This window comes from Mesorhizobium sp. B1-1-6, assembly GCF_006443035.1.
Classification (GTDB): Bacteria; Pseudomonadota; Alphaproteobacteria; order Rhizobiales; family Rhizobiaceae; genus Mesorhizobium.
In genome coordinates this window covers 65,203-90,841 of the sequence record NZ_VFWR01000016.1, presented here as the reverse complement: position 1 = coordinate 90,841, position 25,639 = coordinate 65,203, and the positions used below count along the sequence as shown (strand labels likewise).

23 protein-coding genes are annotated in these 25,639 nt (G+C 63.5%); 6 read left to right on the top strand and 17 right to left on the bottom strand.

Annotation, left to right across the window (positions count from 1 at the left end):
* Positions 1-37 precede the first annotated feature (37 nt).
* From FJ979_RS27050 to FJ979_RS27000, 11 genes are all read right to left on the bottom strand, one after another.
* The gene (locus tag FJ979_RS27050; protein WP_140496300.1) at positions 38-1,102 is read right to left on the bottom strand and encodes an ABC transporter ATP-binding protein; all 1,065 of its coding nucleotides are present in this window, start codon (positions 1,100-1,102) and stop codon (positions 38-40) included.
* Positions 1,103-1,118: 16 nt separating this feature from the next.
* On the bottom strand, positions 1,119-1,910 hold the full coding sequence (locus FJ979_RS27045) for an ABC transporter permease (RefSeq protein ID WP_140496301.1): 792 nt from the start codon (positions 1,908-1,910) through the stop codon (positions 1,119-1,121).
* Positions 1,907-2,821 carry an ABC transporter permease subunit gene (locus FJ979_RS27040; protein WP_140496302.1) on the bottom strand — a complete coding sequence of 305 codons (915 nt, stop codon included), beginning with the start codon at positions 2,819-2,821 and terminating at the stop codon, positions 1,907-1,909. The genes FJ979_RS27045 and FJ979_RS27040 overlap by 4 nt, the downstream gene beginning before the upstream one ends.
* Before the next feature lie 64 nt (positions 2,822-2,885).
* A complete protein-coding gene (locus FJ979_RS27035) occupies positions 2,886-3,992 on the bottom strand; it encodes an ABC transporter substrate-binding protein (RefSeq protein WP_140522419.1) in 1,107 nt (368 codons plus the stop codon).
* A 240-nt stretch (positions 3,993-4,232) separates the two neighbouring features.
* The gene (locus tag FJ979_RS27030; RefSeq protein ID WP_140496304.1) at positions 4,233-5,405 is read right to left on the bottom strand and encodes an iron-containing alcohol dehydrogenase; all 1,173 of its coding nucleotides are present in this window, start codon (positions 5,403-5,405) and stop codon (positions 4,233-4,235) included.
* 16 nt (positions 5,406-5,421) lie between these two features.
* Positions 5,422-6,807: an aldehyde dehydrogenase family protein gene (locus tag FJ979_RS27025; RefSeq protein WP_140584315.1), complete on the bottom strand. Its 1,386-nt coding sequence runs from the start codon at positions 6,805-6,807 to the stop codon at positions 5,422-5,424.
* Between the two features lie 30 nt (positions 6,808-6,837).
* A complete protein-coding gene (locus FJ979_RS27020; protein ID WP_224518925.1) occupies positions 6,838-7,242 on the bottom strand; it encodes a type II toxin-antitoxin system VapC family toxin in 405 nt (134 codons plus the stop codon).
* 8 nt (positions 7,243-7,250) lie between these two features.
* The gene (locus FJ979_RS27015) at positions 7,251-7,703 is read right to left on the bottom strand and encodes a hypothetical protein (protein ID WP_140584314.1); all 453 of its coding nucleotides are present in this window, start codon (positions 7,701-7,703) and stop codon (positions 7,251-7,253) included.
* Positions 7,704-7,764: 61 nt separating this feature from the next.
* Positions 7,765-9,135: a glutamine synthetase family protein gene (locus tag FJ979_RS27010; protein WP_140496308.1), complete on the bottom strand. Its 1,371-nt coding sequence runs from the start codon at positions 9,133-9,135 to the stop codon at positions 7,765-7,767.
* Positions 9,136-9,234: 99 nt separating this feature from the next.
* A complete protein-coding gene (locus FJ979_RS27005) occupies positions 9,235-10,791 on the bottom strand; it encodes an amino acid permease (protein ID WP_140584313.1) in 1,557 nt (518 codons plus the stop codon).
* A 19-nt stretch (positions 10,792-10,810) separates the two neighbouring features.
* The gene (locus FJ979_RS27000; protein ID WP_140584312.1) at positions 10,811-11,629 is read right to left on the bottom strand and encodes an N-formylglutamate amidohydrolase; all 819 of its coding nucleotides are present in this window, start codon (positions 11,627-11,629) and stop codon (positions 10,811-10,813) included.
* 143 nt (positions 11,630-11,772) lie between these two features.
* On the opposite strand from FJ979_RS27000, the gene FJ979_RS26995 reads away from it, so the two are divergent.
* From FJ979_RS26995 to FJ979_RS26985, 3 genes are all read left to right on the top strand, one after another.
* Positions 11,773-12,597 (top strand): MurR/RpiR family transcriptional regulator, encoded by an 825-nt coding sequence (locus FJ979_RS26995; protein WP_140560291.1) that lies wholly within the window; start codon positions 11,773-11,775, stop codon positions 12,595-12,597.
* A gap of 279 nt (positions 12,598-12,876) precedes the next feature.
* Positions 12,877-14,031, top strand: coding sequence for an efflux RND transporter periplasmic adaptor subunit (locus FJ979_RS26990; protein WP_140496312.1), 1,155 nt, complete (start codon positions 12,877-12,879; stop codon positions 14,029-14,031).
* On the top strand, positions 14,028-17,159 hold the full coding sequence (locus FJ979_RS26985; RefSeq protein ID WP_140584311.1) for an efflux RND transporter permease subunit: 3,132 nt from the start codon (positions 14,028-14,030) through the stop codon (positions 17,157-17,159). The genes FJ979_RS26990 and FJ979_RS26985 overlap by 4 nt, the downstream gene beginning before the upstream one ends.
* Positions 17,160-17,214: 55 nt before the next feature.
* Here the strand turns inward: FJ979_RS26985 and FJ979_RS26980 are convergent, their stop codons facing one another.
* From FJ979_RS26980 to FJ979_RS26955, 6 genes are all read right to left on the bottom strand, one after another.
* Positions 17,215-17,622 (bottom strand): GtrA family protein, encoded by a 408-nt coding sequence (locus FJ979_RS26980; RefSeq protein WP_140496314.1) that lies wholly within the window; start codon positions 17,620-17,622, stop codon positions 17,215-17,217.
* Positions 17,619-18,440 carry a ChbG/HpnK family deacetylase gene (locus FJ979_RS26975; protein WP_140496315.1) on the bottom strand — a complete coding sequence of 274 codons (822 nt, stop codon included), beginning with the start codon at positions 18,438-18,440 and terminating at the stop codon, positions 17,619-17,621. Before FJ979_RS26975 ends, FJ979_RS26980 begins: the two co-directional genes overlap by 4 nt.
* Positions 18,437-19,423 (bottom strand): glycosyltransferase family 2 protein, encoded by a 987-nt coding sequence (locus tag FJ979_RS26970; protein WP_140584310.1) that lies wholly within the window; start codon positions 19,421-19,423, stop codon positions 18,437-18,439. Before FJ979_RS26970 ends, FJ979_RS26975 begins: the two co-directional genes overlap by 4 nt.
* Positions 19,416-20,582, bottom strand: coding sequence for a glycosyltransferase family 87 protein (locus FJ979_RS26965; RefSeq protein WP_140496317.1), 1,167 nt, complete (start codon positions 20,580-20,582; stop codon positions 19,416-19,418). Before FJ979_RS26965 ends, FJ979_RS26970 begins: the two co-directional genes overlap by 8 nt.
* A gap of 228 nt (positions 20,583-20,810) precedes the next feature.
* Positions 20,811-21,848: a zinc-binding dehydrogenase gene (locus tag FJ979_RS26960; protein ID WP_140556519.1), complete on the bottom strand. Its 1,038-nt coding sequence runs from the start codon at positions 21,846-21,848 to the stop codon at positions 20,811-20,813.
* 50 nt (positions 21,849-21,898) lie between these two features.
* On the bottom strand, positions 21,899-23,137 hold the full coding sequence (locus tag FJ979_RS26955; RefSeq protein WP_140496319.1) for an acyl-CoA dehydrogenase family protein: 1,239 nt from the start codon (positions 23,135-23,137) through the stop codon (positions 21,899-21,901).
* 120 nt (positions 23,138-23,257) lie between these two features.
* Between FJ979_RS26955 and FJ979_RS26950 the strand changes: the two genes are divergently transcribed.
* From FJ979_RS26950 to FJ979_RS26940, 3 genes are read left to right on the top strand one after another with little or no spacing between them, the layout of a single operon-like run.
* A complete protein-coding gene (locus tag FJ979_RS26950; protein WP_140496320.1) occupies positions 23,258-24,073 on the top strand; it encodes an SDR family oxidoreductase in 816 nt (271 codons plus the stop codon).
* 24 nt (positions 24,074-24,097) lie between these two features.
* Positions 24,098-24,598, top strand: a complete 501-nt coding sequence (locus FJ979_RS26945; RefSeq protein ID WP_263483366.1) for a MaoC family dehydratase — start codon at positions 24,098-24,100, stop codon at positions 24,596-24,598.
* Positions 24,595-25,626 (top strand): phosphotransferase family protein, encoded by a 1,032-nt coding sequence (locus tag FJ979_RS26940; RefSeq protein WP_140584309.1) that lies wholly within the window; start codon positions 24,595-24,597, stop codon positions 25,624-25,626. Before FJ979_RS26945 ends, FJ979_RS26940 begins: the two co-directional genes overlap by 4 nt.
* Positions 25,627-25,639 lie beyond the last annotated feature (13 nt).

Below are 25,639 nucleotides of genomic sequence, written 5' to 3'. Positions count from 1 at the left end.
TGGACCGGTGGCCGGATCGGCAGGCGCTTCGGCCGCGTCAGTGCAGCACCAGCAGGTCGCCCGACGAGAAGGAAATCTCCGCCTTCTCACCGACGGCCGGCGGTGGCGTCGTCGAACTGTTGAACGTGTCGAGCGAAACGGTGTTGCCGCCGATGCCGACCCGGACCCGGATCACCGAGCCGAGAAAGTGCACTTCGGAAATCTCGCCGGACAGGCTTGAATCGCGGCCGGGCTGGCGGCCGAGCGAAATGGCTTCCGGCCGCAGCGCCAATGACAGCGTATCGCCGGACTTCGAGCCGTTGAGCCTGCCCTTGAGCGAGACTTCCTCGGTGTTGACACGGACCTTGCCCGACGCCGCGTCGGTGACGGTGCCTTCCAGCACATTCAGCGTGCCGACGAAATTGGCGACGAACTTGGTTGCCGGCCGGTTGTAGATCTCGAACGGCGTGCCGACCTGCTCGGCCTTGCCGCCATACATCACCGCGATGCGGTCGGAGATCGACAGCGCCTCTTCCTGGTCATGGGTGACGAAGATGGTGGTGATGCCGAGCTTCTTCTGGATCGAGCGGATTTCCTCGCGCAGCGAGACGCGCACCTTGGCATCAAGCGCCGACAGCGGCTCGTCGAGCAGCAAGAGCTTCGGCTTCGGTGCGATGGCGCGGGCCAGCGCGATACGCTGCTGCTGGCCGCCCGAGAGCTGATAAGGATAGCGGTCGGCCATCTGCGGCAGCTTGATGATGCCCAGCATTTCGGCGACACGGGCATCGATATCAGCCCTGGACATGCCGGCGACTTTCAGTCCGAAGCCGATGTTCTGCGCCACGGTCAGGTTCGGGAACAGTGCATAGGCCTGGAACACCATGCCGACATTGCGCTGGTTCGGCTTCAGCCTGGTGATGTCCTTGCTGCCGACGACGATCTTGCCGGCCGACGGCTCCTCGAAGCCGGCGACCATGCGCAGCACCGTCGTCTTGCCGCAGCCTGACGGGCCGAGGAATGAGACGAACTCGCCCGGTTCGACGTCGAGATTGAAATCCTCGACAACAGTGGTGGCGCCGAAGGATTTTCGCACATGCTGGATGGAGAGGAATGGCTCGGCCATGGCTTTTTCTTTCGGGTCAGTTCGGACGATTAGCCGATTTCGGCGCGAAGCGCGACAGGATCTGGATCAGCGACATGCAGCCCCAGGTGATGACGAAGGCGATGATGGCAAGGGCCGCCGGCTCATAGGCGCGGTTGGCCCCGACATTCTGCAGATACGGGCCGAAAGCCGGCCGGTTCAGCAAGCTCGCCATCGTAAACTCGCCGATGACGATGGCGAATGTCAGGAAGGCGCCGGACAACACCGCAATCAGCACATTGGGAAGGATGACGCGGGTGATGATCGTGCCCCAGCCGGCTCCGAGGATCTGGGCCGCTTCCGTCAACGTCCGCACGTCGATGGTTCGGAGCCCCGTATCGACGGCACGATACATATAGGGCAGCGCCAAGGTCGCATAGCCGATGACCAGCAAGGCATTGGTTCCCATATCGGACCCGAGGAACGGCAAGGGTGAATTCGAGCCGTACATCCTGATATAGCCGAAGACGATGACGATGGCCGGAATGACCAACGGCAAAAGCGTGATGAACTCGACGATCGGCCTGAGCTGCGGCAGCCGCAATCGGATCCAGTAGGCCGCCGGCACCACGATCAGCACACCCAGAATGATGGTGAAGATGGCGGCGACCACCGAATACAGGAAGGTCGCCTGGAAACGCGCGTCGCCGAGCACGATCCGGTAGGCGTCGAAGGAATAGGCGCCGCGCCGCATGCGCATGGAAAATTCCACCGTCGCGATCAGCGGGATGAAGAAATAGGCCGCGCCGAGGATGAAGACCACCCAGGCCCAGAATTTGCCCGACTTCATTTCAGCCACCTCTCGGAACGGGTCCGGAACCAGATGTAGAAGACATTGGCCAGGCCGGTGATGACGATCATGCCGAAGGCGATCGCGTAGCCGAGATGGGCATTGTGCAGCACGTCGCCGCGGATTTGCGCGTAGAGCAGGATCGGCACGATGTTAAGCGACGAGCCGGTCAGCGCATAGGCGGTGGCGATCGCCCCGAAGGCGTTGGCGAAAAGCAGGATCACGGTGCCGAGAAAACTCGGCCAGATCACCGGGATGACCACGATGCGCCAATATTGCGCGGTGGTCGCGCCAAGCGTGGCGGCAGCTTCACCCCATTCCTTCTTCAAGCCATCGATCGCCGGCGTGATGATGACCACCATCAGCGGGATCTGGAAATAGACATAGGTCAGCGTCAGGCCCCAGAAGGACAGGATATTGAAGCCGTGGGCATAGATGTTGAGGCCGAACACGGTGTTCAGGATCACCGTGGCAAGACCGAGCCGGCCGAGCGTGGCGAGGAAGGCGAAGGCCAGCGGCACGCCGGCGAAATTGGAGGCAACGCCGGAAAAGGTCAGGGTCGCCGAGCGTATCCAGTCCGGCAGCCCGCCGCGCACGATGGCGATGGCGATGGCCAGGCCCGCGAAAGCACCGATCAGCGCCGAGGCCAGGCTAACCTTGATCGATATCCAGTAAGCGGCAACGATCGACGGCTGCGCCAGAGCGACGATGTTTTCGAGCGTGAATTCGCCGGCATCATTCTGGAACGCGCCCAGCATCAGATAGAGCGTGGGCAAAATCAGGAACATGATGGCGAAGATGAAGAACGGTGCGACGCCGAGCCATTGCGTCGGCAATCGCAATGCGCGTGCCTCCGCGGGCGGCGCAGTCTTGCCTGCGGCATCGTGATTGGAAAGCGAGAGATCGGTCATGCGCCGGCTACCGTCTTCGAGGGGGAACCGGGCGGCCGCGAAGCCGCCCGGTGGATTTCAACTGTTACTTGACGTTGGCACCGACAACGGAGTCCCAGTTCTTGGTGACGGCTTCCTTGGCCTTGCCCTGCTCGTCCAGCGTCGGGAACACCGCCGAAGCATAGGCTTCCGCCGGCGGCAGCTTGGCCAGCACGTCCGCCGGGATCTTGCCGTTCTTGGCGAGATCGTTGAAGCGGATCGGGTGGCAATAGCCCTTGAGCCAGCCGATCTGGCCTTCGTCTGAATAGAGGTATTCCATCCAGAGCTTGGCTGCGTTCGGATGCGGCGCATAGGCGCTGATCGCCTGCACGTAGACGCCGGCGACGACGCCGGTCTTCGGCACGACGACGTCGACCGGCGGGTTGCCCTTCAGCGTGTCGCGGCCGGCGAGCGCGTTGTAGTCCCAGTTGATCAGAATCGGGGTCTGACCCTGGGCGAGTGTCGCCGGCTTGCCGATGACCGGTACGAAGTTGCCGGCGGCATTGAGCTTCTTGAAGAAGTCGAGGCCGGCGGTGCCCGCGGCTTCGCCAGCCGCGGCTCCACTCGAAAGACCAGCGGCATAGACCGCCTGGATGGCCTGGTTCGAAGCGCGCGGATCACCGGCGAGAGCCACCGAATTGGCGAATTCCGGCTTCAGCAGATCGGCCCAGTCCTTCGGCGATTCCTTGACCAGATCCTTGTTCACCATCATCGCCAGAACGCCGTAGTAATCACCGTACCAGGCGCCGTCGGCATCCTTGGCGCTGTCGGGGATCGAGTCCCAGGTCGACACCTTGTAGGGCATCAGCAGGCCGTCGGCCTTGGCGGTCGGGCCGAAGGACAGGCCGACGTCGATGACGTCGGGCGCCTGCGGGCCCTTATTGTCCTTGTTGGCCTTGATCGCCTCGACCTCGTCGCCCGAACCGGCGTCGGGATTGAGCTCGTTGATGGTGATTTCCGGATATTTCGCCTTGAACCCGGCGATGACGTCGCCGTAACCGCACCAGTCATGCGGCAGCGCGATGGTGGTAAGCTGGCCTTCCGCCTTCGCGGCCTTGACGAGATCGTCCAGCGGAGCCGCGGACGAAATCACCGTCGACGCAAACAGCGCCGCGGCCGAAAGGGAAAGCACTTTCCCCGTGAATTTGAACATGTGTTCTCTCCGTTGAACTGACGCCGTTGGACGCCTGCGATGCGGTATCGTTTTCGTGTGACAGCCAGATGAAAGCTTTATGAAACCCCACCGCTGGCAGCACGAAAGTTAACTCCTTTTAATCGACTGTAGCAATTAGCCACCACTTAATTTTCCGGCTAATTACTTTTGCCTTGCACTTCACCCCTTTCCCCTTGGTTGCCCCTGATTTTCCAGATCAACTTTACCCTGAAAGCGGTATCACACCGTCCCGGCGATTGCATTTTCGAGCAGCGTCAGCGCTGCTTTCTTGGTCAGCTTGACCGGGTTGCCGCCGGCTGTCGGATCGACCACCGCCATATCGGCGATCAAGGCCTTGCGCTTCTTGTCCATGTCGAGCCCCTTGATCAGGCCTGGCAGCGCATGCGGCACCTTCAATTCCTTGCGAAGCTTGATGACAGCCTTGGCGAAGCCGTCGAAGCCGCCTCTTATGCCGCAATAGGCGGCGAGCCGCGCGATGCGGTCCTCGATCGCCTCGCGATTGAAGGCGAGCACATAGGGCATGAAAACCGCATTGGTCATGCCGTGATGGGTGTCGTAGAGCGCCCCGATGGGATGCGACAGCGAATGGATCGCCCCCAGCCCCTTCTGGAAGGCTGCCGCGCCCATCGCCGCGGCGCTCATCATGTTGGCACGGGCGACCAGATCCCTGCCGTTGGCATAGGCCTTTGGCAGGTTCTCGAAAACAAGCCTGATGCCTTCCACGGCGATGCCGTCGGCCATCGGATGGTAGCCCGGCGCGCAATAAGCCTCGAGGCAATGGGCCAGCGCGTCCATGCCGGTGCCGGCGGTGATGAAGCCCGGCATGCCGACCGACAGTTCCGGATCGGCAATGACGATCGCCGGCAGCAGCTTCGGATGGAAGATGACCTTCTTGGTGTGGGTCGCCTCATTGGTGATGACGCCGGCGCGGCCGACTTCGGAGCCGGTGCCGGCGGTGGTCGGCACCGCTATGATCGGCGCGATCGCGTCCGAGTTGGCGCGTGTCCACCAGTCGCCGATGTCCTCGAAATCCCAGACCGGCCGCGTCTGTCCCGCCTGGAAGGCGATCAGCTTGCCAAGGTCGAGCGCCGAGCCGCCGCCGAAGGCAATGACGCCGTCATGCTTGCCCTTCTTGAACACCGCGATGCCGGCGGTGAGATTGGAATCGACCGGATTCGGCTTCACTTCGGAGAAAACGCCGTAGGGCACTTTTGCGTCATCGAGGATTTTCAGCGTCGAAGCGACGACCGGCAGTTTCGCCAGCCCCGGATCGGTGACGAAGAGCGGCCGCTTGATGCCGGTGGCGGCGAGCACCTCGGGCAATTCCTTGATGCGCCCCGCGCCGAAGCGGACGGTGGTGGGGTAGTTCCATTTGGAGATCAGCTTGGACATGTTTGTCTTTCAAAAATCAGATGGCTTCGCGCAGGTGGAAGGATTTCGGCCGGGTGAGGTTGTCGTAGCCGATGGCTGACAAGCCGGCCCCCTTGCCGGTGTCCTTGACGCCGGTCCAAACCAGCGCCGGGTCGAGGTAGTCGCAGCGGTTCATGAACACGGTACCGGTCTCGACGCGGTCGCCGATCGCCACCGCATGCTCGGTGTCGCGCGTCCAGATCGAGGCGGTCAGGCCGTAGGGGCTGTCGTTCATCAGCGCGATCGCCTCCTCGTCGTTGCGCACCTTCATGATGCCGACGATCGGGCCAAAACTTTCCTCGCGCATGACGCTCATCTGGTGGTCGACGCCGGTCAGCACCTCCGGCGCCAGATAGGGCGAGCCGGCCTTGTCCTGAGCCACCTTCATGTTGATGTGCGCCTTGGCGCCCTTGCGCAGCGCCTCGGCCTTTTGCTCGCGGATCAGGTCGGCGAAACGAGCCTGCGCCATCGGTCCCATCGTCGTCGCCTGTTCGAGCGGGTTGCCGACGACATAGTGTTTCGTCTCGGCGATGAAGCCTGCGACGAATTCGTCATAGACCTTCTCATGCACATAGACGCGCTCGATGCCGCAGCAGCACTGGCCGGAATTGTAGAAGGCGCCATCGACCAGATTGGCGACTGCATGGTCAATCTTGGCGTCGGGCAGCACATAGGCAGGATCCTTGCCGCCAAGCTCCAACCCGAGCGTCATGAAGGTGCCCGCCGCCGCCTTTTCGATGGCGCGGCCGCCGGCGACCGAGCCGGTGAAATTGACGTGGTCGATCTTGCCCGCGCCAAGCAATTTTTCTGTCTGGACATGGTTCAGCACGATGTTCTGGAACACGCCCTTGGGCAGGCCGGCTTTGTCGAAAGCCTGTTGGAAACGCTCGCCGACAAGCAGAGTCTGCGCGGCGTGTTTGAGGATGACGGTGTTGCCGGCCATCAGCGCCGGCACGATCGTGTTGACCGCGGTGAGGTAAGGATAGTTCCACGGCGCGATCACCATGACCACGCCGAGCGGATCCTTCTTCACATAGCGGCGGAACCCGTCCTTCGGATTGGAGGCCGGCACGGATTTCAGCGCCGCCTCGGCGATTTCGACCATATGGCTGGTGCGTTCCTTGACGCCGCCGAACTCGCCGCCATAGCGCACCGGACGCCCCATCTGCCAGGCGATCTCCGGCACGATCTCGTCGGTCATGGCAACCAACGCCTCGAGCATCGCCAGCATGTACTTGCCGCGCTCGGCGATCGGAGTCTGCGCCCACTTCTCCTGCGCTGCCTTGGCGCGCTCGACAGCGGCATTGACCGCCTGGTCGGTGGCGATCGGACGCTCGGCATAGACCGAACCATCGATAGGGGATTTGAGTTTCACGATTTCCAAGAAGATGTCTCCATATCGAAAGGCAAAGCGTCAGCAGGCAAGGGCGCGAACATGCCCCGCTCTCGCATAATCCAGTATCGACTGATCGCGCGTCACGAGCGTCAGATCGAACGCCCGTGCCGTCGCGATCAATATTCTATCTGCCGGATCGCCGTGAAGCGATCCGGGCAAGAAGGACGATTCAATCAACAAGCCCGGCGAAAGAGCCTCCACCTTGATGCCTGGCGTGGCGATCACTTCCCCAAAAATGCTTGTTGGCGACTTTGCTGCCGCCAACCGGCCCTTGGCGCTCAGCAGGCCCAATTCCCAGGCCGAAATGGGGGAAACCCGGATCTTCTCGTCAACAGCCGCGGCGGTATTGATCGCAGTCTTGGCTTCCGGCCTGATCGGCTCGTTCAGCGCTATCCATATGATCGCGCACGTGTCGAGCAGCAACCTATGCGTCACGGCTGCACATCAGGCTCAAAAGCCGGCCTAGTGTAATCATGCCCTGGGCAAAGCGTAACCTTGCCTGTCCATATGCCGAAAAGCGGATGGTCGATATTTTCCCGTGGAAGTTCGTACCTAGCCTGCGCTGGCTCCGCCATTCCCGGAGGAGTCTTGTCCATGGTAGCCATGTTCGGCTTTCGATAGCCCTCGGGCCATCCCTCCAGTTTAAAATCCACGCGTTCGTTCGCAAGGTCGACATGGGACGCCCGATAGTTTGCGCGCAACCAGGCGCGTGCCTGGCTGTGCCCGTTCGGGCTGTTCGCCCACCATTCCTCCCGCTGTCGCGCCGACGGCGGCAAGCGGCCGCCTATTACTTGCTCAATCTCCGCGAAGCTCATGGACATATGGCCTTGGCCCGAGAACAGAAGATGCTCGAAAAGCGGATGGTATTTGGTTCCTTCGGTCATCACATAAATCTAGTTCAATCCGCGTTTCCGATCAAGGTAAGGGTAGTAACTTACTATCTTTCTAGTATCGCTCGAACCCCCTGTGCAGTTCCCAATCCGTAATGCGGCGGTCGTATTCGAACTGCTCCCATTTGGCGGTGTGGACGTAGTGTTCGAGCACGTCCTCGCCGAGCGCCTGTTTCAGCATCTTGGACTTGGCCAGCGTGTCGGTGGCGTCGCGCAGCGTCTTCGGGATCTCCGGCAGGCGCGAGGCCTGATAGGCGTCGCCGACGAAGGGCTTTTGCAGCTCCAGCTTCTCGTCGATGCCGGCAAGGCCGGCGGCGATCAACGCCGCGAAGGCGAGATAGGGGTTCAAGTCGGCGCCGCCGATGCGGCATTCCATCCGGATGCCCTTGGTGCCTTCGCCGCACAGGCGGAAGCCGGCGGTGCGATTGTCTTCGCTCCACATGATCTTGGTCGGCGCGAACGTTCCGGCCTGGAAGCGCTTATAGGAATTGATGTAGGGCGCCAGGAACCAGGTGAACTCCTTGGCGTATTTAAGTTGGCCCGCCGCCCATTGCTGGCCGAGGCTCGACAGCGTCCAGTCGGCTTGTCTGTCGAAGAAAAGCGGCGTCTTGCCGTCGGCGCTCCAGAGCGAATTGTGGATGTGGCTGGAATTGCCGGCGAGCCCGTAATTGTACTTGGCCATGAAGGAAATCGCCTTGCCTTCGGATTCGGCGATCTCCTTAGCGCCGTTCTTCAGGATGACGTGGCGATCGGCCATGTCGAGGGCCTCGGCATAGCGCACATTGATCTCTTCCTGACCCGGCCCCCACTCGCCCTTCGAGTTCTCGATCGGGATGCCTGCCGCTTCCATTTCGTTGCGAAGCCGTCGCATGACGCCTTCTTCCTTGGTGGTGATGCCGATCTGATAGTCGCCGATATAGGGCGAGGCGGTGTCGAGGCCCTGCCAGTGCTTCTTGCGGGCGGAATCGTAGGTCTCGCTGAAGAGGTAGAATTCGAGTTCGGAGGCGAAATAGCCGATATAGCCCCGCTCCGTCAGCCGCTTGACCTGCTTCTTCAGGATGGCGCGCGGGGAATGCGGCAGGTCGTCATGGGTGTGGTGATCGAGCACGTCGCAGATCACGAGCGCCGTCTTTTCCAGCCACGGAATGCGCCGCAGCGTCGCGAGATCGGGCTTCATGACGAAATCGCCATAGCCCTTCGACCAGCTTGCCGCCTTGTAGCCGGGCACCGGCTCCATATCGATGTCGGCGGCCAGGAGATAGTTGCAGCCATGCGTCTCGTCATGCGCGGAATCCACGAAGTACTGGGCCAGGAACCGTTTTCCCGCCAGCCGTCCCTGCATATCGACGATGCAGGCCAGCACCGTGTCGATCTCCCCGCCGGAAACCGCTTTCTTCAACTGATCGAACGAGAAATTTCCGGCCATTCCTTTGGCGCTCCAGTGCTTGTCATTTTGGGCTTGTCGATTTCGAAGGGTCGAAGCCATGGCCGGCGATGCGCCGGCCATGGCTGTGAGATGCTGGCCTCAGTGGCCGGTTTCGCCGACGGCCTGCTCAGCCGCCTTGATCGCCGCTTGGCGCGCCGCGATGATGTCGCCGAGCGGCGGACCCTGGAAGCGGTTGCGCTCGAAGGCAAACCAGACGATCGCGGTCAGGATGAAGAAGCCGACGGTGATGTAGAGCGCCCAGTCGTTCGGCGGCTGGATTCCGATGACGAAGATCAGGATCATCGACACGATCGATAGGAAGGCAAACAGCATGAACACGCCGCGCCCCATGTTCCACGGTCCCATCTTGTCCCATTTGGGCGTGCCCCAGGCCAGCATGCCGAGCACGATGGGCACGGTGAAGGACAGGAACAGGAAGATGACGGTGCAGGAGACCACGATGGTGTAGGCCGAGGTGCCGGCGACCGAAACCAGCGTCGAACCCCAGACGAACAGCACCGACAGGATCGATGCCGTCCAGATCGCGGCCACCGGCGTGCGGTAGGTCGGGCTGACCTTGGCCAGTGCCGACGAACCCGGCAGGCCGCCGTCACGCGAGAAGGCGAAGATCATGCGCGAGGCTGAGGTGACGGTGGCGAGGCCGCACAGCAGCTGAGCGATGAACACGACGAGATAGACGAACTCCTTGAGGCCAGGGCTGACGCGCTGGTCGAAGGCCCAGAAGAACACGTTCCAGCCTTGCTTGGCGGCATCGTCCATGTTCGGGATCATCAGCACGAAGGCGGCCAGGAACAGATAGCCGAAGACCGCCGACCAGATCACCGACATGACCATGGCGCGCGGCACCGAACTGGCCGCCTTGATGGTCTCCTCGGAGGTATGCGCCGAGGCGTCGTAACCGGTGATGGTATAGATCGGCAGCAGGAGGCCGAGCGCGAACACCCAGGCATTCGAAACCGACGGCCAGACGCCGCCTCCGGCATCGCCGGAGTAGTTATGGAAGGTGAACAGCCGGCTGAAATCCCAGGTTTCGGCGGAGAGCAGGCAGACCACGGCGATCAGGATCGAGCCGAAGAAGATGAGGTAGCCCGAGAAGTCGGTGAGCTTGGCCGTCAGCTTGATGCCGAGATGGTTGATGAGCGCCTGGGCGCCGGTGATGATGACCAGAAAGATCATCTGGTTGGTCAGCGTGCCTTCGATGCCGAGCGCCGGTCCGAAGGCACCGATGAAGAATGTCCAGGTGCCGACATTGATGGCGCCGAGCACGGTGATCAGGCCGAGCAGGTTGAGCCAGGCCGTGACCCAGCCGGTGCCGCGGTTGCCCAGGATCGAGCCCCAATGATAGAGCCCGCCTGCCGTCGGATAGGCCGAGCTGATCTGCGACATGGCGACGGCGAACGTCAACGAGACGAAGCAGCCGACCAGCCAGCCGATGCCGATGCCGATGCCGCCGGCGCCCGACGTTGCCTGCGCCAGCGAATTGATGCCGCCCGACAGGATGCAGATGATGGAGAAGGAAACGGCGAAATTCGAAAAGCGGCTGAGGCGCCGCTCCAGTTCCTGGGCGTAGCCCATGCTGTGGAGGACCTTGACGTCCTCCGCCTTGTCAACTTCGGTATATCCAGGTGCTGCCATTTTTAGTCCCCTTGCGTTCTCAGCTAGCCGATTGAACTGACTTTCCCGTTGCGTGTTCCCTGGCGCCCCTGGTCTCCTCGGGCTCCAAATCCGAAAAGATGCCTGTGAGCAAATCCGCCCATTTCCGCTGCCCGGTCTCGCCGGAGATTTCATCGTTGCGGATTTCGATCATCGCGCAGGGCAGCCCGCGCGGGCGCGCATGGCGTTCCAGCGTGAAATAGACGCGGTCGGCCGGCGAATAGGGTTCGTTGACGCCGACGGTGATGCCGGCAAGGTGCCGCAGCGCCGATATCAGCGGCGCCGCCAGCCGGCGGTCGTCATCGTGGATGATGCCGATATGCCAGGGCCGGTCTCGGCCTTTGTAGACCGGCGTGAAGGAATGCACCGATACCAGCCGCGTCTCCTGGCCGCGCGCCAGCCTGTCTTCAACAATATGCTCGATGGCGTTATGAAACGGCTGCCAGGACAGGGCGACCCGCGCCGCGCGCTGCTTTTCCGACAGGCCGGTGTTGCCCGGTATGGCCGTAGTTTCGCTGACCGGCGGCACCAGGTCCGGCGCGTCAAGCGGCCGGTTGCAGTCGATGACGAGACGCGAAATGCAGGTTTCGACCAGCGTCGCATCGAGCGCCTGCGCCATGCGCAGCGCAACCGGCAGCGCGCCCGGGTCCCAGGCGATGTGACGCGACAGGTCCTCGGCGGTGAGGCCGAGCGTGCCGAATTCGGCGGGCACGAAATTGGAGGCGTGGTCGCAAGTGAGCACGAAGGGACTCGATCCGCCCGGGTTGGTCACCCTTACGGCATCAGGCGATGCAAGGCTGGCGGGCCGTGCTTTCTCCATAGTCTGCGGTCCCCGGGGAGCGCTGTATCGTATGTTACGTATTTTGCCTCATTGCGTCCCTATGGATGATTTCATACAGTTTGCCCGGCTTTGTCAAATGCGATTTGGGGAAAACACCGTCGGCCGGGCCATGGATGGGAAAGATGATTTCCAGTATTGCCGAATTGATCGCCGACCGCATCGGCACAATGCCGGCCGGCGAGCGGCGCGCGGCCCAGACGCTGATAGCGAGCTATCCGATGATCGGTCTGAAGACTGTCGCCGAATTCTCGTCCGCGGCCGGCGTGTCCTCGCCGACGATCCTGCGTTTCGTCGCCAGGCTCGGCTTCCAGAACTATCCGGAGTTCCAGTCGAGCCTGCAGGACGAACTGGCGGCGCAATTGCAGTCCCCTGCGACCCGCACGCTCAATCCGCCCTTGCCCGGCGGCACGGCGTCGCCGATGCTGGAGGCAACGCTCGACAATATGCGCGAGACGTTCCGGCACCTGTCCGACCAGCAACTTGCCGACATCGCGTCCCGCCTCGCCGAGCGTCGCGGCAAGACATTCCTGATCGGCGGCCGCTTCACCGATCCGCTGGCGCGCTACATGGCCGCCCACCTCGCCATCATCCAGCCTGACGTCATTCACCTCGCCGGCCAGGAAAGCATGTGGCGCGACAGGCTGATCGACATGGGCAAGCGCGACGTGCTGGTCATTTTCGACATCAGGCGCTACCAGGACAGCCTCATCCGCTTCGCCGAGAAGGCGCATCAGCGTGGCGTGCAGATCGTGTTGTTCACCGACCAGTGGCTGTCGCCGATCGCCCGCTTCGCCCGTCACGTCATCGCCGGGCGAACCGCCGTGCCTTCGGCGTGGGACTCCTCGGCGGCGCTCTTCGTCGTCGCCGAAACGCTGATCGGCGCCGTCACAAGGCAACTCGAGGCCGACGGCGCCCGGCGCATCCGCGAGATGGAAGGCCTGCGTTGATGCAGCCCGGGATAAGTCTGGAACGATTTCGGTCCGAAACTGGCGTCGGGGCGGCATAGCCAGCGTTGTAATCTCGAAAGCCCGGCTCGAAGTGAACTAAAAAATCAAAACGGCACGAACACCGGCAACGTTACGCATATTTAATGTGCGCGGACACTGAAGAATTGTCATAAAGGCACGATATCGGGGGCTTGCTTCTTGCCTTAGAATAGCCCCGCTGCGTCTGCTTATTTCGGGAAACCGGTGGACGGAAGGATTGTTTTGCCAACCGGAGTGCCGATGGCCGCCTGGAAACAGATACTTTTCGCCCTTGTGGTGCTGGTGGTGGCGGTTGCCGCCTGGCTGCGCTTTTTCCCGGGCGCGCCGGACGTGCTGGCGCGCTGGGGAATAGACTGGGCCTACGCGGCAACGCCTCCGGCTGAAACCGGCGCCGGCACGAAATCCGCTGGCGGCGAGCGAGCCCGTCAGGTCAACGTCGTCGTCGTGCCCGCTATTTCCGCGACCATAAACGATCGGCTCCAGGCCATCGGCACCGGCCGCGCCAATGCGTCGGTGACGGTCAACCCCTACTCCTCCGGCCGTCTCGCCGAATTGCTGGTTTCGTCCGGCACCCATGTCGACAAGGGACAGGTCATCGCGACTCTTGATTCCGAGACCGAAGTGATCGCCCAGGACCGTGCCCGGCTCGCGCTTCAGGACGCACAGGCCAAGCTCGACCGGGTCAGGTCGCTGCGCGCCTCCAATGCGGCGACACCGGTCGCCGTCGCCGATGCCGAAGTGGTGCTGGCCGGTGCCAAGCTGGCGCTACAGGATGCGGAACTCGCACTGCACCGCCGGTCTGTTCTCGCCCCGATCTCCGGCACGGTCGGGATCCTGCCGATCTCCGCCGGTAATTATGTGACCAACCAGTCGGCGATCGCGACGCTCGACGACCGTTCCTCGATCCTTGTCGATTTCCTGGTGCCGGAACGCTTCGCGGCCGCCGTCAAGATCGGCGCGCAATTGTCGGCGACGCCGATCGCCAATCCCGGCAACAGCTATACCGGCACGGTTTCGGCCATCGACAACCACATCGACGAGAACAGCCGTACGCTTCTGGTCAAGGCGACGATCGCCAACCCGGCCGATTCGCTGCGCGCCGGCATGTCGTTCGCCATCACCATGAAGTTCCCTGGCGAGACTTACCCCGCCGTCAGCCCGCTGGCGATCCTGTGGGGCTCGGAGGGCGCTTACGTCTGGGCGGTCGAGAACGGCAAGGCCAAGCGGGTGCCGGTGCGCATCATCCAGCGCAACACCGAAACCGTGTTGATCGACGCGGAACTGGACAGTGGCGACATGGTGGTGACCGAAGGCACCCAGAGCGTCAGCGAGGGCGGCGAAGTCCGCATCGCCCGCGGAGAGCAGCGCGCCGCGAACGCGGCCGAAGGCTCATGACCGGAGCCGTCAACGCCGCCAGCGAGACCGGCTTTACCGCCCTGTTCATCCGCAGGCCGGTCATGGCCTTGGTGCTGAATGTCCTCATCGCGGTCGCCGGCCTCGCCGCCTTCTATGGCGTCGAGATCCGCGAACTGCCTGATGCCGACCGCGCCGTCGTCACCGTTTCCACGACTTTCGAAGGCGCGGCGGCCGAAACGGTCGATCGCGAACTGACCGACACGATCGAGGGAGCTGTTGCCCGCGTTTCCGGCGTCAAGTCGATCTCGTCGACCTCCTCCTTCGGCTCGAGCCGCGTCACCATCGAATTCAACGACGGCGTCGACCTCAATGTCGGGGCCTCGGATGTGCGGGATGCCGTCGGCCGCGTCGCCAACCAAATGCCGGAGACGGCCGATCCGCCGCGCATCGTCAAGGCCGACGCCAACTCCGACCCCGTGATGCGCCTGGCCGTCACCTCCGACACCATGTCGGTACAGGACATGACCGTTGTGGTCCAGGACCAGATCGAGGACGAACTGGCTGCCGTTCCAGGCGTCGCGGACGTCCAGGTCTATGGCGACCGCGACAAGATCTTCCGCATCGACGTCGACCAGAACAAGCTCGCCAGCCTGGGCTTCACCGTCGCCGACCTCAGGACCGCCCTTGCCTCGGTCGCCTTCGATTCACCCGCCGGCTCGATCACCACGACCAATCAGGACCTGATCGTTCGCACCACGGCCGATGTGACGACGCCGGAAGAATTCGAGAACATCATCATTGGCGGCACGACGCGCATCCGCGATGTCGCTACCGTCACGCTCGGCCCCGACATCGGCCAGACCACGTTGCGTTCGGACGGCAAGACCGGCATCGGCATCGGCATCATCCGCCAGGCGGAATCGAACACGCTGGATATCTCCACCGGCGTCAAGGCCGCCGTCGAGAAATTGCAGGCAAACCTGCCGGAAGGCATGTCGATCAAGGTCACCAGCGACGACGCGGTGTTCGTCAACGGCGCCGTGCACGAGGTGGAGATCGCGCTCGCGCTTTCCGTCTCCATCGTTCTGGTCGTCATTTATGCCTTTCTTCTCGACTGGCGCGCCACGCTCATTCCGGGCCTGTCGATGCCCGTCGCCATGATCGGCACCATTGCGGCGATCTATCTCGCTGGTTTCTCGATCAACATCCTGACGCTGCTGGCCCTGGTGCTGGCGACGGGGCTTGTCGTCGATGACGCGATCGTCGTTTTGGAAAACATCGTGCGGCGGCGCAATCAAGGCATGGGGCCGCGTGCCGCCGCCGTGCTCGGCGCACAGGAGGTGTTCTTCGCCGTCATCGCCACCACCCTGACGCTGGTTGCCGTCTTCGTGCCGATCTCCTTCCTGCCGGGCCAGACCGGCGGCCTGTTCCGCGAATTCGGCTTCGTGCTCGCCATGTCGGTGCTGTTGTCCTGCGTGGTCGCGCTGACGCTTTGCCCCATGCTTGCCTCGCGCATGCTGTCCACTGCTGCCCTCCACCACGAGGGCGGCAACGGCGTCGGCGCACGCATCGGCGGCGCGCTGAACGCGGCCTACCGGCGCAGCCTGCATGTCTGCCTCGACGCGCCGTGGATCGTGGTGCTGGTGGCGCTGCTGTTCGCCGGCACCGCATTCGCGCTGTTCGGCACCATCCGCCAGGAATTGACGCCGACCGAGGATCGCGCGGTCGTGCTGCTTCGCATCAGCGCCCCGCAAGGCGTCAGCCTCGACTACACGACGCAGCAGATGCAGAAGATCGAAAAACTGATCCAGCCGCTGCGTGATTCCAGCGAAATCGTCAGCACTTTCGAGAGCGCCGGCCAGAACGGCGCCTATAATTCAGGCTTCATGGTGATGACGCTGGCGCCCTGGGACGAGCGCAGCCGCAGCCAGCAGGAGATCATGGCCGAGATCAGCCAACTCACCCGCCAGGTGCCCAGTGTGCGTATCTTCCCGGTGCAGCCCAACAGCCTCGGCATCCGTGGCGCCGGCAACGGCCTGCAGTTCGCGCTGGTCGGCAACGACCGCAAGGCGCTCGGCGACGCGGCCGTCAAGATCATCGCCGAGATGCAGAAGGATCCGCGTTTCCAGACACCCCGTCTTTCCATCGACCCGACGCAACCGCAGCTCTCCGTCGCCATCGACCGCGAGCGCGCCTCCGATCTCGGCATCGACATCACCGGGCTGGCCAACACCATGCAGGCCATGCTCGACGGCAACGACGTCGTCGATGTCTACATCGCCGACCGCAGCTACGGGGTGAAGCTGGTTTCGACCACCAACCCGATCAACGATCCGACCGACCTGGAGAACGTCTTCCTAAAGACGGCTGACGGCCGTTTCGTGCCGATGTCGACCATAGCCACGCTGACCGAGCGTGCCGTGCCGCCCTCGCTGTCGCGCGAGCAGCAGCAGCCGTCGGTGGCGATCACGTCCAACCTCGGCGGCGATTTCGCCCTCGGCTCGGCCCTTACGCGCGCCGAGGAGATCGCAACGCCGCTTCTGCCGCCGGGCAGCCGCATCGTGCCATTGGCCGAGGCGGCGACACTGGGTGAGACAAACAGCGCCATGGTCACCATCTTCGGTTTTGCCCTGGTCATCATCCTGCTGGTGCTTGCCGCGCAATTCGAGAGCTTCGTCAGCGCCATCATCATCATGGCGACAGTGCCGCTCGGCCTCGCCTGCGCCATCTTCGCGCTTCTGCTCTCGGGCACCAGCCTCAACGCCTACAGCCAGATAGGTCTGGTGCTGCTGGTCGGCGTCATGGCCAAGAACGGCATCCTGATCGTCGAATTCGCAAACCAGCTGCGCGATCGCGGACTGGGCGTGCGCGAGGCGATCGAACAGGCCTCGACCATTCGCTTGCGCCCGGTGATGATGACAATGATCTGCACCGTGCTCGGCGGCGTGCCGCTGGTGCTGGCGGCGGGCGCCGGCGCCGAGGCCCGTATCGCGCTCGGCTGGGTGATCGTCGGCGGACTGGGGCTGGCCACCGTCTCGACGCTGTTCCTGACCCCCGTCGCCTATCTCTTGCTCGGCCGCTTCGTCACGCCGAAGACCCACGAGGAGGCGCGGCTGAAGCGCGAACTCGAGGAAGCCGCCTACACCGATGTGGAGCCGGCTGAATAGGGAAATTCCAGGAGACCGTGTAGCGGGTCCGGAATTTTCGTGGGGAAACAGCCTGCTATTTCAAGAGACGGCCCTCGATCGACCAGCGCGCGGCGAGGAAATTCAGCACCGCCGCCACAACCACCCCGCCGATCTTTGCCGGCCACACGCCGACGACGCCGGCGAACAGCGCGATCGCAAGGCTGGAGACACCAAGCGAAATCAGCGCGCCGAGCGAGGCGAAGCGAAGAAAGGCATGATGCAGCCGGATGGCCGGATCGCGCTCGAACGACCAGAAGCCGTTGGCCGCGAAGGAGAAGGTGACGGCAATGAACCAGGACGCAACGTTGGCGGGCAGCGGCGGCACGTGCAGCTTGAGCAGCAGAAAGAAACCGGCAAGGTCGATGGCCGTGTTCACCAGGCCGACAATGGCGAAGCGGATAATCTTGTTGCCGGTCGAACGCCGGGACTGATCGGCACTCATGCTGTGCCGTCCATGATGCCGACACGCGCGCGAGCCAGGTTTGCGCCGAAATGATCGGAGGCGAGAACCGCGAATTCGACTTCGCGCACATCTTGCATCGGGTCGCGTGCACGCAACGTCTCGTCGACATGCCCGGGATGGCACATGAACAGTCCCTCTTCCGGCAGGCTTTCAACGGCGGTTTGCAGGGCGGGCGCGAACTTTTCCGGCTGCCGCCAGTCATAGATGCCGGCGAGCGGCGCCCTCACGGTGAAGCCGGCGCGCCGCATGGATCGGTTGAAACCAGTTGCCAGGGCGGCGATCGCCGCAATTTTCGATGCCGCCGCTCCGCTGCCGGCCAGTGCCGGCGCGCCGCGCAGCCACGGTCTGCCGGCATCTCCGGCGAAACGCCCCCGCAGCCATTTGCGCACGACAGGCAGGAAATGCACATGCTGGTGGCCGTCGATGAAATCGGGCCGGTGTCCGAGCGCCTCGACGAAGCGGCCAAATTGGGCGTCGAGCTCGGCATGGACGTCGCAGGTCTCGATGCTGCCGCGCAGGATCGGCAATGCCAGCGAGCGGAGCGGCGGCAGCCGGCCTTCCGGCGCCAGGCTCGACGGGCCGGTCACGGCCGGCTGGTCCGTCAAGGTCAGATGCAGGCCGACGGCGACCCGGCCGCACAGCGGCTTGATGCGTTCCGCCTCCCCCGGCCATTCCGCGAAACCGGTCATGCAACCGGTGCCCGTTAGCCGCCCGCGATCGAGCAGGTCGAGGATCGCCGCCGAGACGCCGGGCGCCAGGCCGTAATCGTCGGCGATCAGGCGGATGCCGCGCATCATGCCCCGGAAACGCCCGGCGCCGACCTGGCGGGAACATCGCTGCGCACGATATCGCGCACGATGTAGACCGGGCGATCCTTGCTTTCGCTGAGGGTGACCCAGACATATTCACCGATCAGCCCGAGAAGTGTCAGGTTGAGGCCGCCGAGCAGCACCACGGCGACCAGCAGGCTCGGATAGCCTGGAACGGCAATGCCGTAGAACAGCACCTCGAAGAGCACTTTCGCGCCGTAGACCGCGCCGCCAAACGCCGCAAGCAGTCCGCTGAGGCTGATCAGGCGCAGCGGAATCACCGAAAAGGACGTAAACCCCTCTAGCGAAAAGGCGATCAGGTTGAGCCGGCTCCATTTCGACTTGCCGCTGGCGCGGTTTTCCGGCGAATAGGATATGGCCTTCTGGCGGAAGCCGGCCCAGGCGAACAGGCCCTTGTTGAAGCGCCTTTTGTCGCGCAGGCTGGTCAATGCGCGCGCCACGGTGCCGCGCATGACGCGAAAGTCGCCTGCATTCTCGGGAATATCGAACCGCTGGCTGCTGTTGATCAGGCTGTAGAACAGTTTCGCCAACTGGCTGCGCCGCCAGCTTGCCCCGCGCCGGTCGTTCTGCGCGTAGACGACGTCGACGTCCGGATTCTCAGCCAGCTCGACGATCATCTTCAGGCTGGTCTCCAGGGAGTGCTGCAGATCCGCGTCCATGACAAGCACCATGTCGCCCCGCGAGTGGTCGAGGCCGGCGAGCACGGCGACCTCCTTGCCGAAATTGCGGCTGAGGCGCACGATTTCCCAGGATCCCGAAAGCGCATGCGAAAACCGCCCGGCGCTATCGTCCCGGCTGCCGTCGTCGACCAGGATCTTGTGGACTTGCATGCCGAAGCGGCTCGACACCGCCGCCTCGAGCGCGTCGAGCAATGCCGCGAAAGCCGTCGCCGATTGCGCCTCGTTGAAGAACGGCGCCACGATATCGAGTCTCGGGCGCATCTCAGCCATGGGCGACAGGCTCCACATTCACCAATTTTTGTCGCGCCTTGGCCCAGAACCACCATATCAGGAAGCAGGCGATGAAAGTGACCGTGATCGGCCGAAACCAGGGATAGAGAAAGTCATGCATGTGGCGCTCGACACCGGTCAAACCTGTCAGGAATAAAGTCATGGACAGCACGCAGGCCAGGACGCCACCTTTTTCTTCGCGCCACAACAGGGCAATGGCAAGGCCGGCGGGTACCGCGATCATCGCATAGGTGTTGGGCTCGACGCGCGGGTTGAAGACGCACATGTAGAAGGCGGCCGCCAGGAAGATCGCGAGTCCGGCCGCTCCTTGTTCGAGCTTGCGGTCGAACCAGAGCACGATCGAGAGCGTCAGCAGGCCGATCACGACGCGCACCGCCGTGGCAGCCGAATCCGGAACGGGCAGCCCCATCTCGATAAAGGGCGCGGTGAAATCGGTAGGAACAAAATGGCTGGTCTTGTCGACGGCCATCGACGTCAGCATGCGGGCGAAATCGCCATACTGCTCGTTCAGGTAGCCGGCGGGAGCGAAAGCGTAGGGGATGGCGAGCACGAACAGCACCGCGAGCACCAGCACCGGTATCAGCCGCGGGCGCAACGCCCCCACCAACAGCAGCATGATGATCGCGGTCGGCTTGGCCGTTATAGCAAGCGAGGCCCAGAAAAAGGTCTCCGCACGCCGTCCTTCCAGTGCCGACAGGGTCAAGAGCCAGCAGGCGCCGGTCAGCAGGATTGTCGCCTGGCCGTTGCGAATGGCGCCCAGTGTCATCGGCAAAGCGAGAAAGAGGCCGAAGGAAAGCAGCCAGGTCTGCTCCTGTCCGCCCAGCTTGCGCACCTGCCGCGCCGCGGCAAGGGTGAGAACGGCGAAACCGAGGGCATGCCAGACCAGCCCGCCAAGATGCGGTCCCAGATTCAAGAACGGAATATAGAGCGCGGCGAAGGCGGGCGTGTAAAGGTATCCCATCTCGGACTCGAGGTCGTAGAGCGGCCGGCCGGCGAGAAACTCCACACTGCCATATCTGTAGGCGTGCAATACGGTGCGCGCATCGGGCGACCACAGGACCAGGCCAAGCACGACCGCGAATGCCCCGATCCACAGGCCAAGCCCCAGGCGGTCGAAAACCGGTTTGGAAATCCTCACCAAGCACCCCACACCAATCCGGAACAGGCCCGGTCCGGCACTGTCCCAGCGTTCATTGGCGGCGGCATATCACGGACAAAGCGGGGTGGCATAGGGGGATCGAACGGCGTGGCCGCCGATGACATTGAACGATCGCAGCCAACAAACCACCCTCTTTCCGGCCCTCGAAGGTTATAGCAGCTGTGCTCTCGATGAACCGGAATGCAGCTCAACCGCACACCCCCTGCTTTACGGCCGAATGAACACCTTGCCATTGGGCCTGGCCAGTTCCGCCGGCACGCGCGCCATCGCCTCGGCCAGCGGCACCACAGCCGTCACGTCGGTCGTCCAGCGCCCGTCGGAAAAGCGCTTCTGCGCCTCGAGGATCGCAGGACCGCGGCGATCCTTATGCTGCCGCATCCATTCGCTCAGCCAGAAGCCCTCTATGTGCTTGTGCTGGAAAATCAGCTGGCCGGGTTCGCGGATGATCGTGGCCTCGGGATCGAGCCGTCCATAGATGATCCAGCGCGAGCGCTTCGGCATGGCGTTGAAGATGGCCGAGGCCAGTGGCCCGGTCACCGCATCGAGAAAGATGCGCGGCTGTTCGGCCTTTATCACCTCGCGCAGCGAGGCTTCGAAATCGGGCGACTTCTCGTTGAGCACATGGGCGGCGCCGATTTCCTTCAGCAGCGCGATCTGCTCGTCGCGGCGCACGGTGACGATAGGCCGGAATCCTTCCTCACTGGCCAGCCCGATGATCAGCTTGCAGAGCTGGCTGGCGCCGGCGGTCATGATGAAGGCCCTTTCGCCTTCTCGGCTGACGATGTCGAACATGGCGAGCGCGGTAAGCGGATTGACGATCATGGCAGCCCCATCCTCGTCGCGCACGGTGTCGAGGAGCGGAATGCAGGCGGCGGCTTCGGCAACGGCATAGTCGGCCCATGAGCCCCAATTGGAGAGCCCGGTGGCGAAGGCAACGCGCTTGCCGACGAGGCTCTTGGGATAGGGCTCGTCGCCGCCGGCAACGACCACGCCGACGCCTTCGAAGCCGGCCGGCCGGCCCTTGAGCCGCGGCTGGCCGTACTGGCCCTTGATGAAGGCGACATCGGACGGATTGATCGACGCAAGGCTGACCTTGATCAGCACTTGCGTCGGCCCAGGTGCCGGCACTGCGATACTGCCTGGCTTGAGATAGGGCTCCATCGCCTCCAGCACGCTGCCGCTCGGCGCCCTGGTGTAGCCGTCGCCGACCAGGAGCAGGGCCTTCATTTCGGAGGGTATGGCCATTGGTGGCTGCTCCTTGGTTGTCGACGCAAGACGATGAGATGCCGGCCGGCTCAAACCTTTTCCTGCGTGTATTTCCTCAATTCAGCCCGCGCCACCTGGCGGCGATGCACGGCATCCGGCCCGTCGGCGAGGCGCAGCGTTCTGAGATGCGTCCACGAGCGCGCCAGCGGCGTGTCCTGGCTGATGCCTTGCGCGCCGAACATCTGCACCGCCTCGTCGGTGACCTTCAGAGCCATGCGTGGCGCGACCACCTTGATCTGACTGATCCAGGGCGCGGCGGCGCGCGCGTCGCCCTGGTCGATCATCCACGCCGCCTTGAGGCAGAGCAGGCGGGCCATCTCGATCTCCATCCGGCACTCGGCGATGATATCGAAATTGGCGCCGAGTTTCGCCAGTGGCTGGCCGAACGCTTCACGGCGGACCGAACGCTGGCACAGCAGCTCCAGCGCCATCTCGGCCTGGCCGATGGCCCGCATGCAGTGATGGATGCGGCCGGGGCCGAGGCGGCCTTGCGCGATCTCGAAACCCCTGCCCTCGCCGAGGATCAGGTTCGACGCCGGCACCAGCACATTGTCGAAGCGAAGATGCATGTGGCCGTGCGGCGCGTCGTCGTCGCCGTAGACCTGCATTGGACGCAGCTTGCTGACACCCTTGGTGTCCGCCGGCACGAGGATCATCGAATGCCGCCTGTGCTTCGGCTCTCCATCGGAGGTCTTCACCATGACGATATAGATGGCGCAGCGGGGATCGCCGGCACCAGAGGCCCACCATTTCTCGCCGTTCAGCACATAGCCGTCGCCGCGCCGTTCGCAGCGCATCGAAATGTTGGTGGCATCCGACGAGGCTACGTCCGGCTCGGTCATCAGATAGGCCGAGCGGATCTTTCCGTCGAGAAGCGGCTCCAGCCAGGCGTTCTTGTGCTCCGCCGAGCCGTAGCGCTCCAGCACCTCCATGTTGCCGGTGTCGGGCGCCGAGCAGTTGAAGGTCTCGGCGCCGAGATGCGCCTTGCCCATCTCCTCGGCCAGATAGGCGTATTCGACGGTGGAAAGACCGTAGCCGCGTTCCGAGCCGGTCAGCCAGAAATTCCAAAGGCCGCGCTCTCTTGCGGTCGTCTTCAGCCCTTCGAGGATCTCGGTCTGGCGCCGCGTGTATGTCCAGCGGTCGCCCGCCTTGCCGACTTCGCCGAGGAATTCCTTGTCGAGCGGCATGATCTCGTCGCGCACCATGGCCGCGACGCGCGCATGGATCGGCCTCAGCCGCTCCGTCATGCCGAGATTCATCTCCGTCATCGGTTGCTAACCCTTCATTCAGGCCGGGCATTTTGTCAGTGGCAAGGATGACCGTACTTCGGATAGCCTTGTCAACGCGAACGCTTTCCCCGATCCGCCGATGAAAGGCGCAGGAGTTCGATGAGCTATCTCGACGATCTTTTTTCGGTGGCCGGCAAGACCGCGCTGGTCACGGGCGCGGCGACCGGCATCGGCCGCATGGCGGCGACGGGCCTCGTCAAGGCCGGCGCAACGGTGATGATCGCCTCGCGCAAGGGCGAGGACTGCATCAAGGTCGCCGAGGAATTGAACGGGTTTGGCGCGCCGGGCCGGGCGGAAGGCTTTGCCGGAGACGTTTCCAGCGAGGCCGGCATTGCCGCCTTGGTCGGCGAGGTCAAGACGCGGGCCGAACGGCTGCATATCCTGGTCAACAATGCCGGCGTGTCCTGGGGAGCGCCGCTGGAGAGCTTCCCCTATCATGCCTGGGCCAAGGTGTTCGGCGTCAACGTCACCGCCGTCTTCCACCTGACCCGCGAACTGCTGCCGCTGCTCGAAGCCGCCGCCAGCGACGAGGATCCAGCCCGGGTGATCAATCTGGGCTCCGTGATGGGCACGCAGCCGCTGGCCGACGACGCCTACTCCTACACCGCCTCCAAAGCGGCCGTTCATCACCTGACGCGCACCCTGGCGCTGGAATTCGCCGGCCGCCGCATCACCGTCAACGCCTTTGCCCCTGGGCCCTTCCAGAGCCGGATGACGGCGTTTGCCACCGCCACTGAGGAACAGGCCAGGTATGTCGGCAGCCACGTTCCGATCGGCCGTATCGGCGCCCCGGATGACATTGCCGGCGCAACGCTCTATTTGTGCAGCCGTGCAGGCAGCTATGTCACCGGCGCCATCCTGCCGATTGACGGCGGACAGTCGGTGCAGCATGGGCTGACCCTGTTCAAGGAATGACATGTCCGGCCGGGGAAGCCGGGGATGAAACTGGAGGACATCCGCGTGGAACCGATCAGTCTCGATGTGCTTCTGGCCAGCGTCGGCAAGGAGGTGGGCGTCTCGCCATGGCGGGTGGTCACGCAGCGCATGATCGACCAGTTCGCAGACGCCACCGACGACCACCAGTTCATTCATTGCGATCCGGAGCGGGCCAAGCGCGAGACGCCATTCGGCGGCACCATCGCGCATGGCTTCCTGTCGCTGTCGCTGTTGTCGGCAATGACGTTCGAGACCATGCCGCCGCTGGAAAACGGCAAGATGGGCGTCAACCACGGCTTCGATTCGCTGCGCTTCCTGGCGCCGGTGAAGACCGGCGCGCGCATCCGCACCCGTTTCGTGCTGGCTGACGTCAAGGTCAGGCCCTCAGGTTGGGTGCAGACGGCCCATGACGTGACGATCGAGATCGAGGGCTCGAAGAAACCGGCGCTCACCGCCCGCTGGCTGACGCTGACCCTGATCGAACGCCAGCCAGAGACCGCATGAGCGACCCGAACGCGCTCGACCAGGCAGCGCTTTCGCCCTATCTCGAGGCGCGGATCCCCGGTTTTGCCGGACTTTCCTCCGTCGAAAAATTCAAATCCGGCCAATCCAACCCGACCTATCTGCTGACGGCGGCCAGCGGCCGCTACGTGCTGCGCGCCAAGCCGCCGGGGCAGTTGCTGAAATCGGCACACCAGGTCGACCGTGAATTCAGGGTGATGAGCGCCCTTTCGGGCACCGCCGTGCCGGTGCCGCGGATGCTGCATCTCTCGGCCGAGAACTCGCCGATCGGCCGCATGTTCTACATCATGGATTTCATCGACGGCCGCATCTTCTGGAATCCGGCACTGCCGGAAGCGCGCGACAATGGCGAGCGCGCCGCCATCTACGATGCCATGAACGCCACGCTCGCCGCCCTGCACGGCGTCGATATCGAGGCCGTGGGTCTCGGCGATTTCGGCCGGCCGGGCAACTATTTCGAGCGCCAACTGGCGCGTTGGACCAGTCAGTACCGCGCCTCGGAGACCGGTGCCATTGCCGACATGGACCGGCTGATCGACTGGCTGGAGACGCACAGGCCCGCCGACGACGGCCGTGTCTCGCTGGTGCATGGTGACTATCGGCTGGACAATCTGATATTCGCGCCGGACCGGCCGACGGTGATGGCGGTGCTCGACTGGGAACTGTCCACATCAGGCCATCCATTTGCCGATATCGCCTACCAGTGCATGCAATGGCGCCTGCCGCATAGCTCGGGCTTTCGCGGCCTGGGCGGTATCGACCGCGCCGCGCTCGGACTGCCTTCGGAAGAGGACTATGTCGCCACCTATTGCCGGCGGCGCGGGCTCACCGGCATCGGCGACTGGACGTTCTTCCTCGCCTTCTCCTTCTTCCGGCTGGCCGCGATCTGCCAGGGCGTCTACAAGCGCGCGCTGGACGGCAATGCCTCGAACCCGGAAAAGGCCAGGACCTATGGCGAGGCGGTGAAACTGCTTTCGCACCTCGCCGCGAAACTGATCGACCGAAACTGATCGACGAGAAATA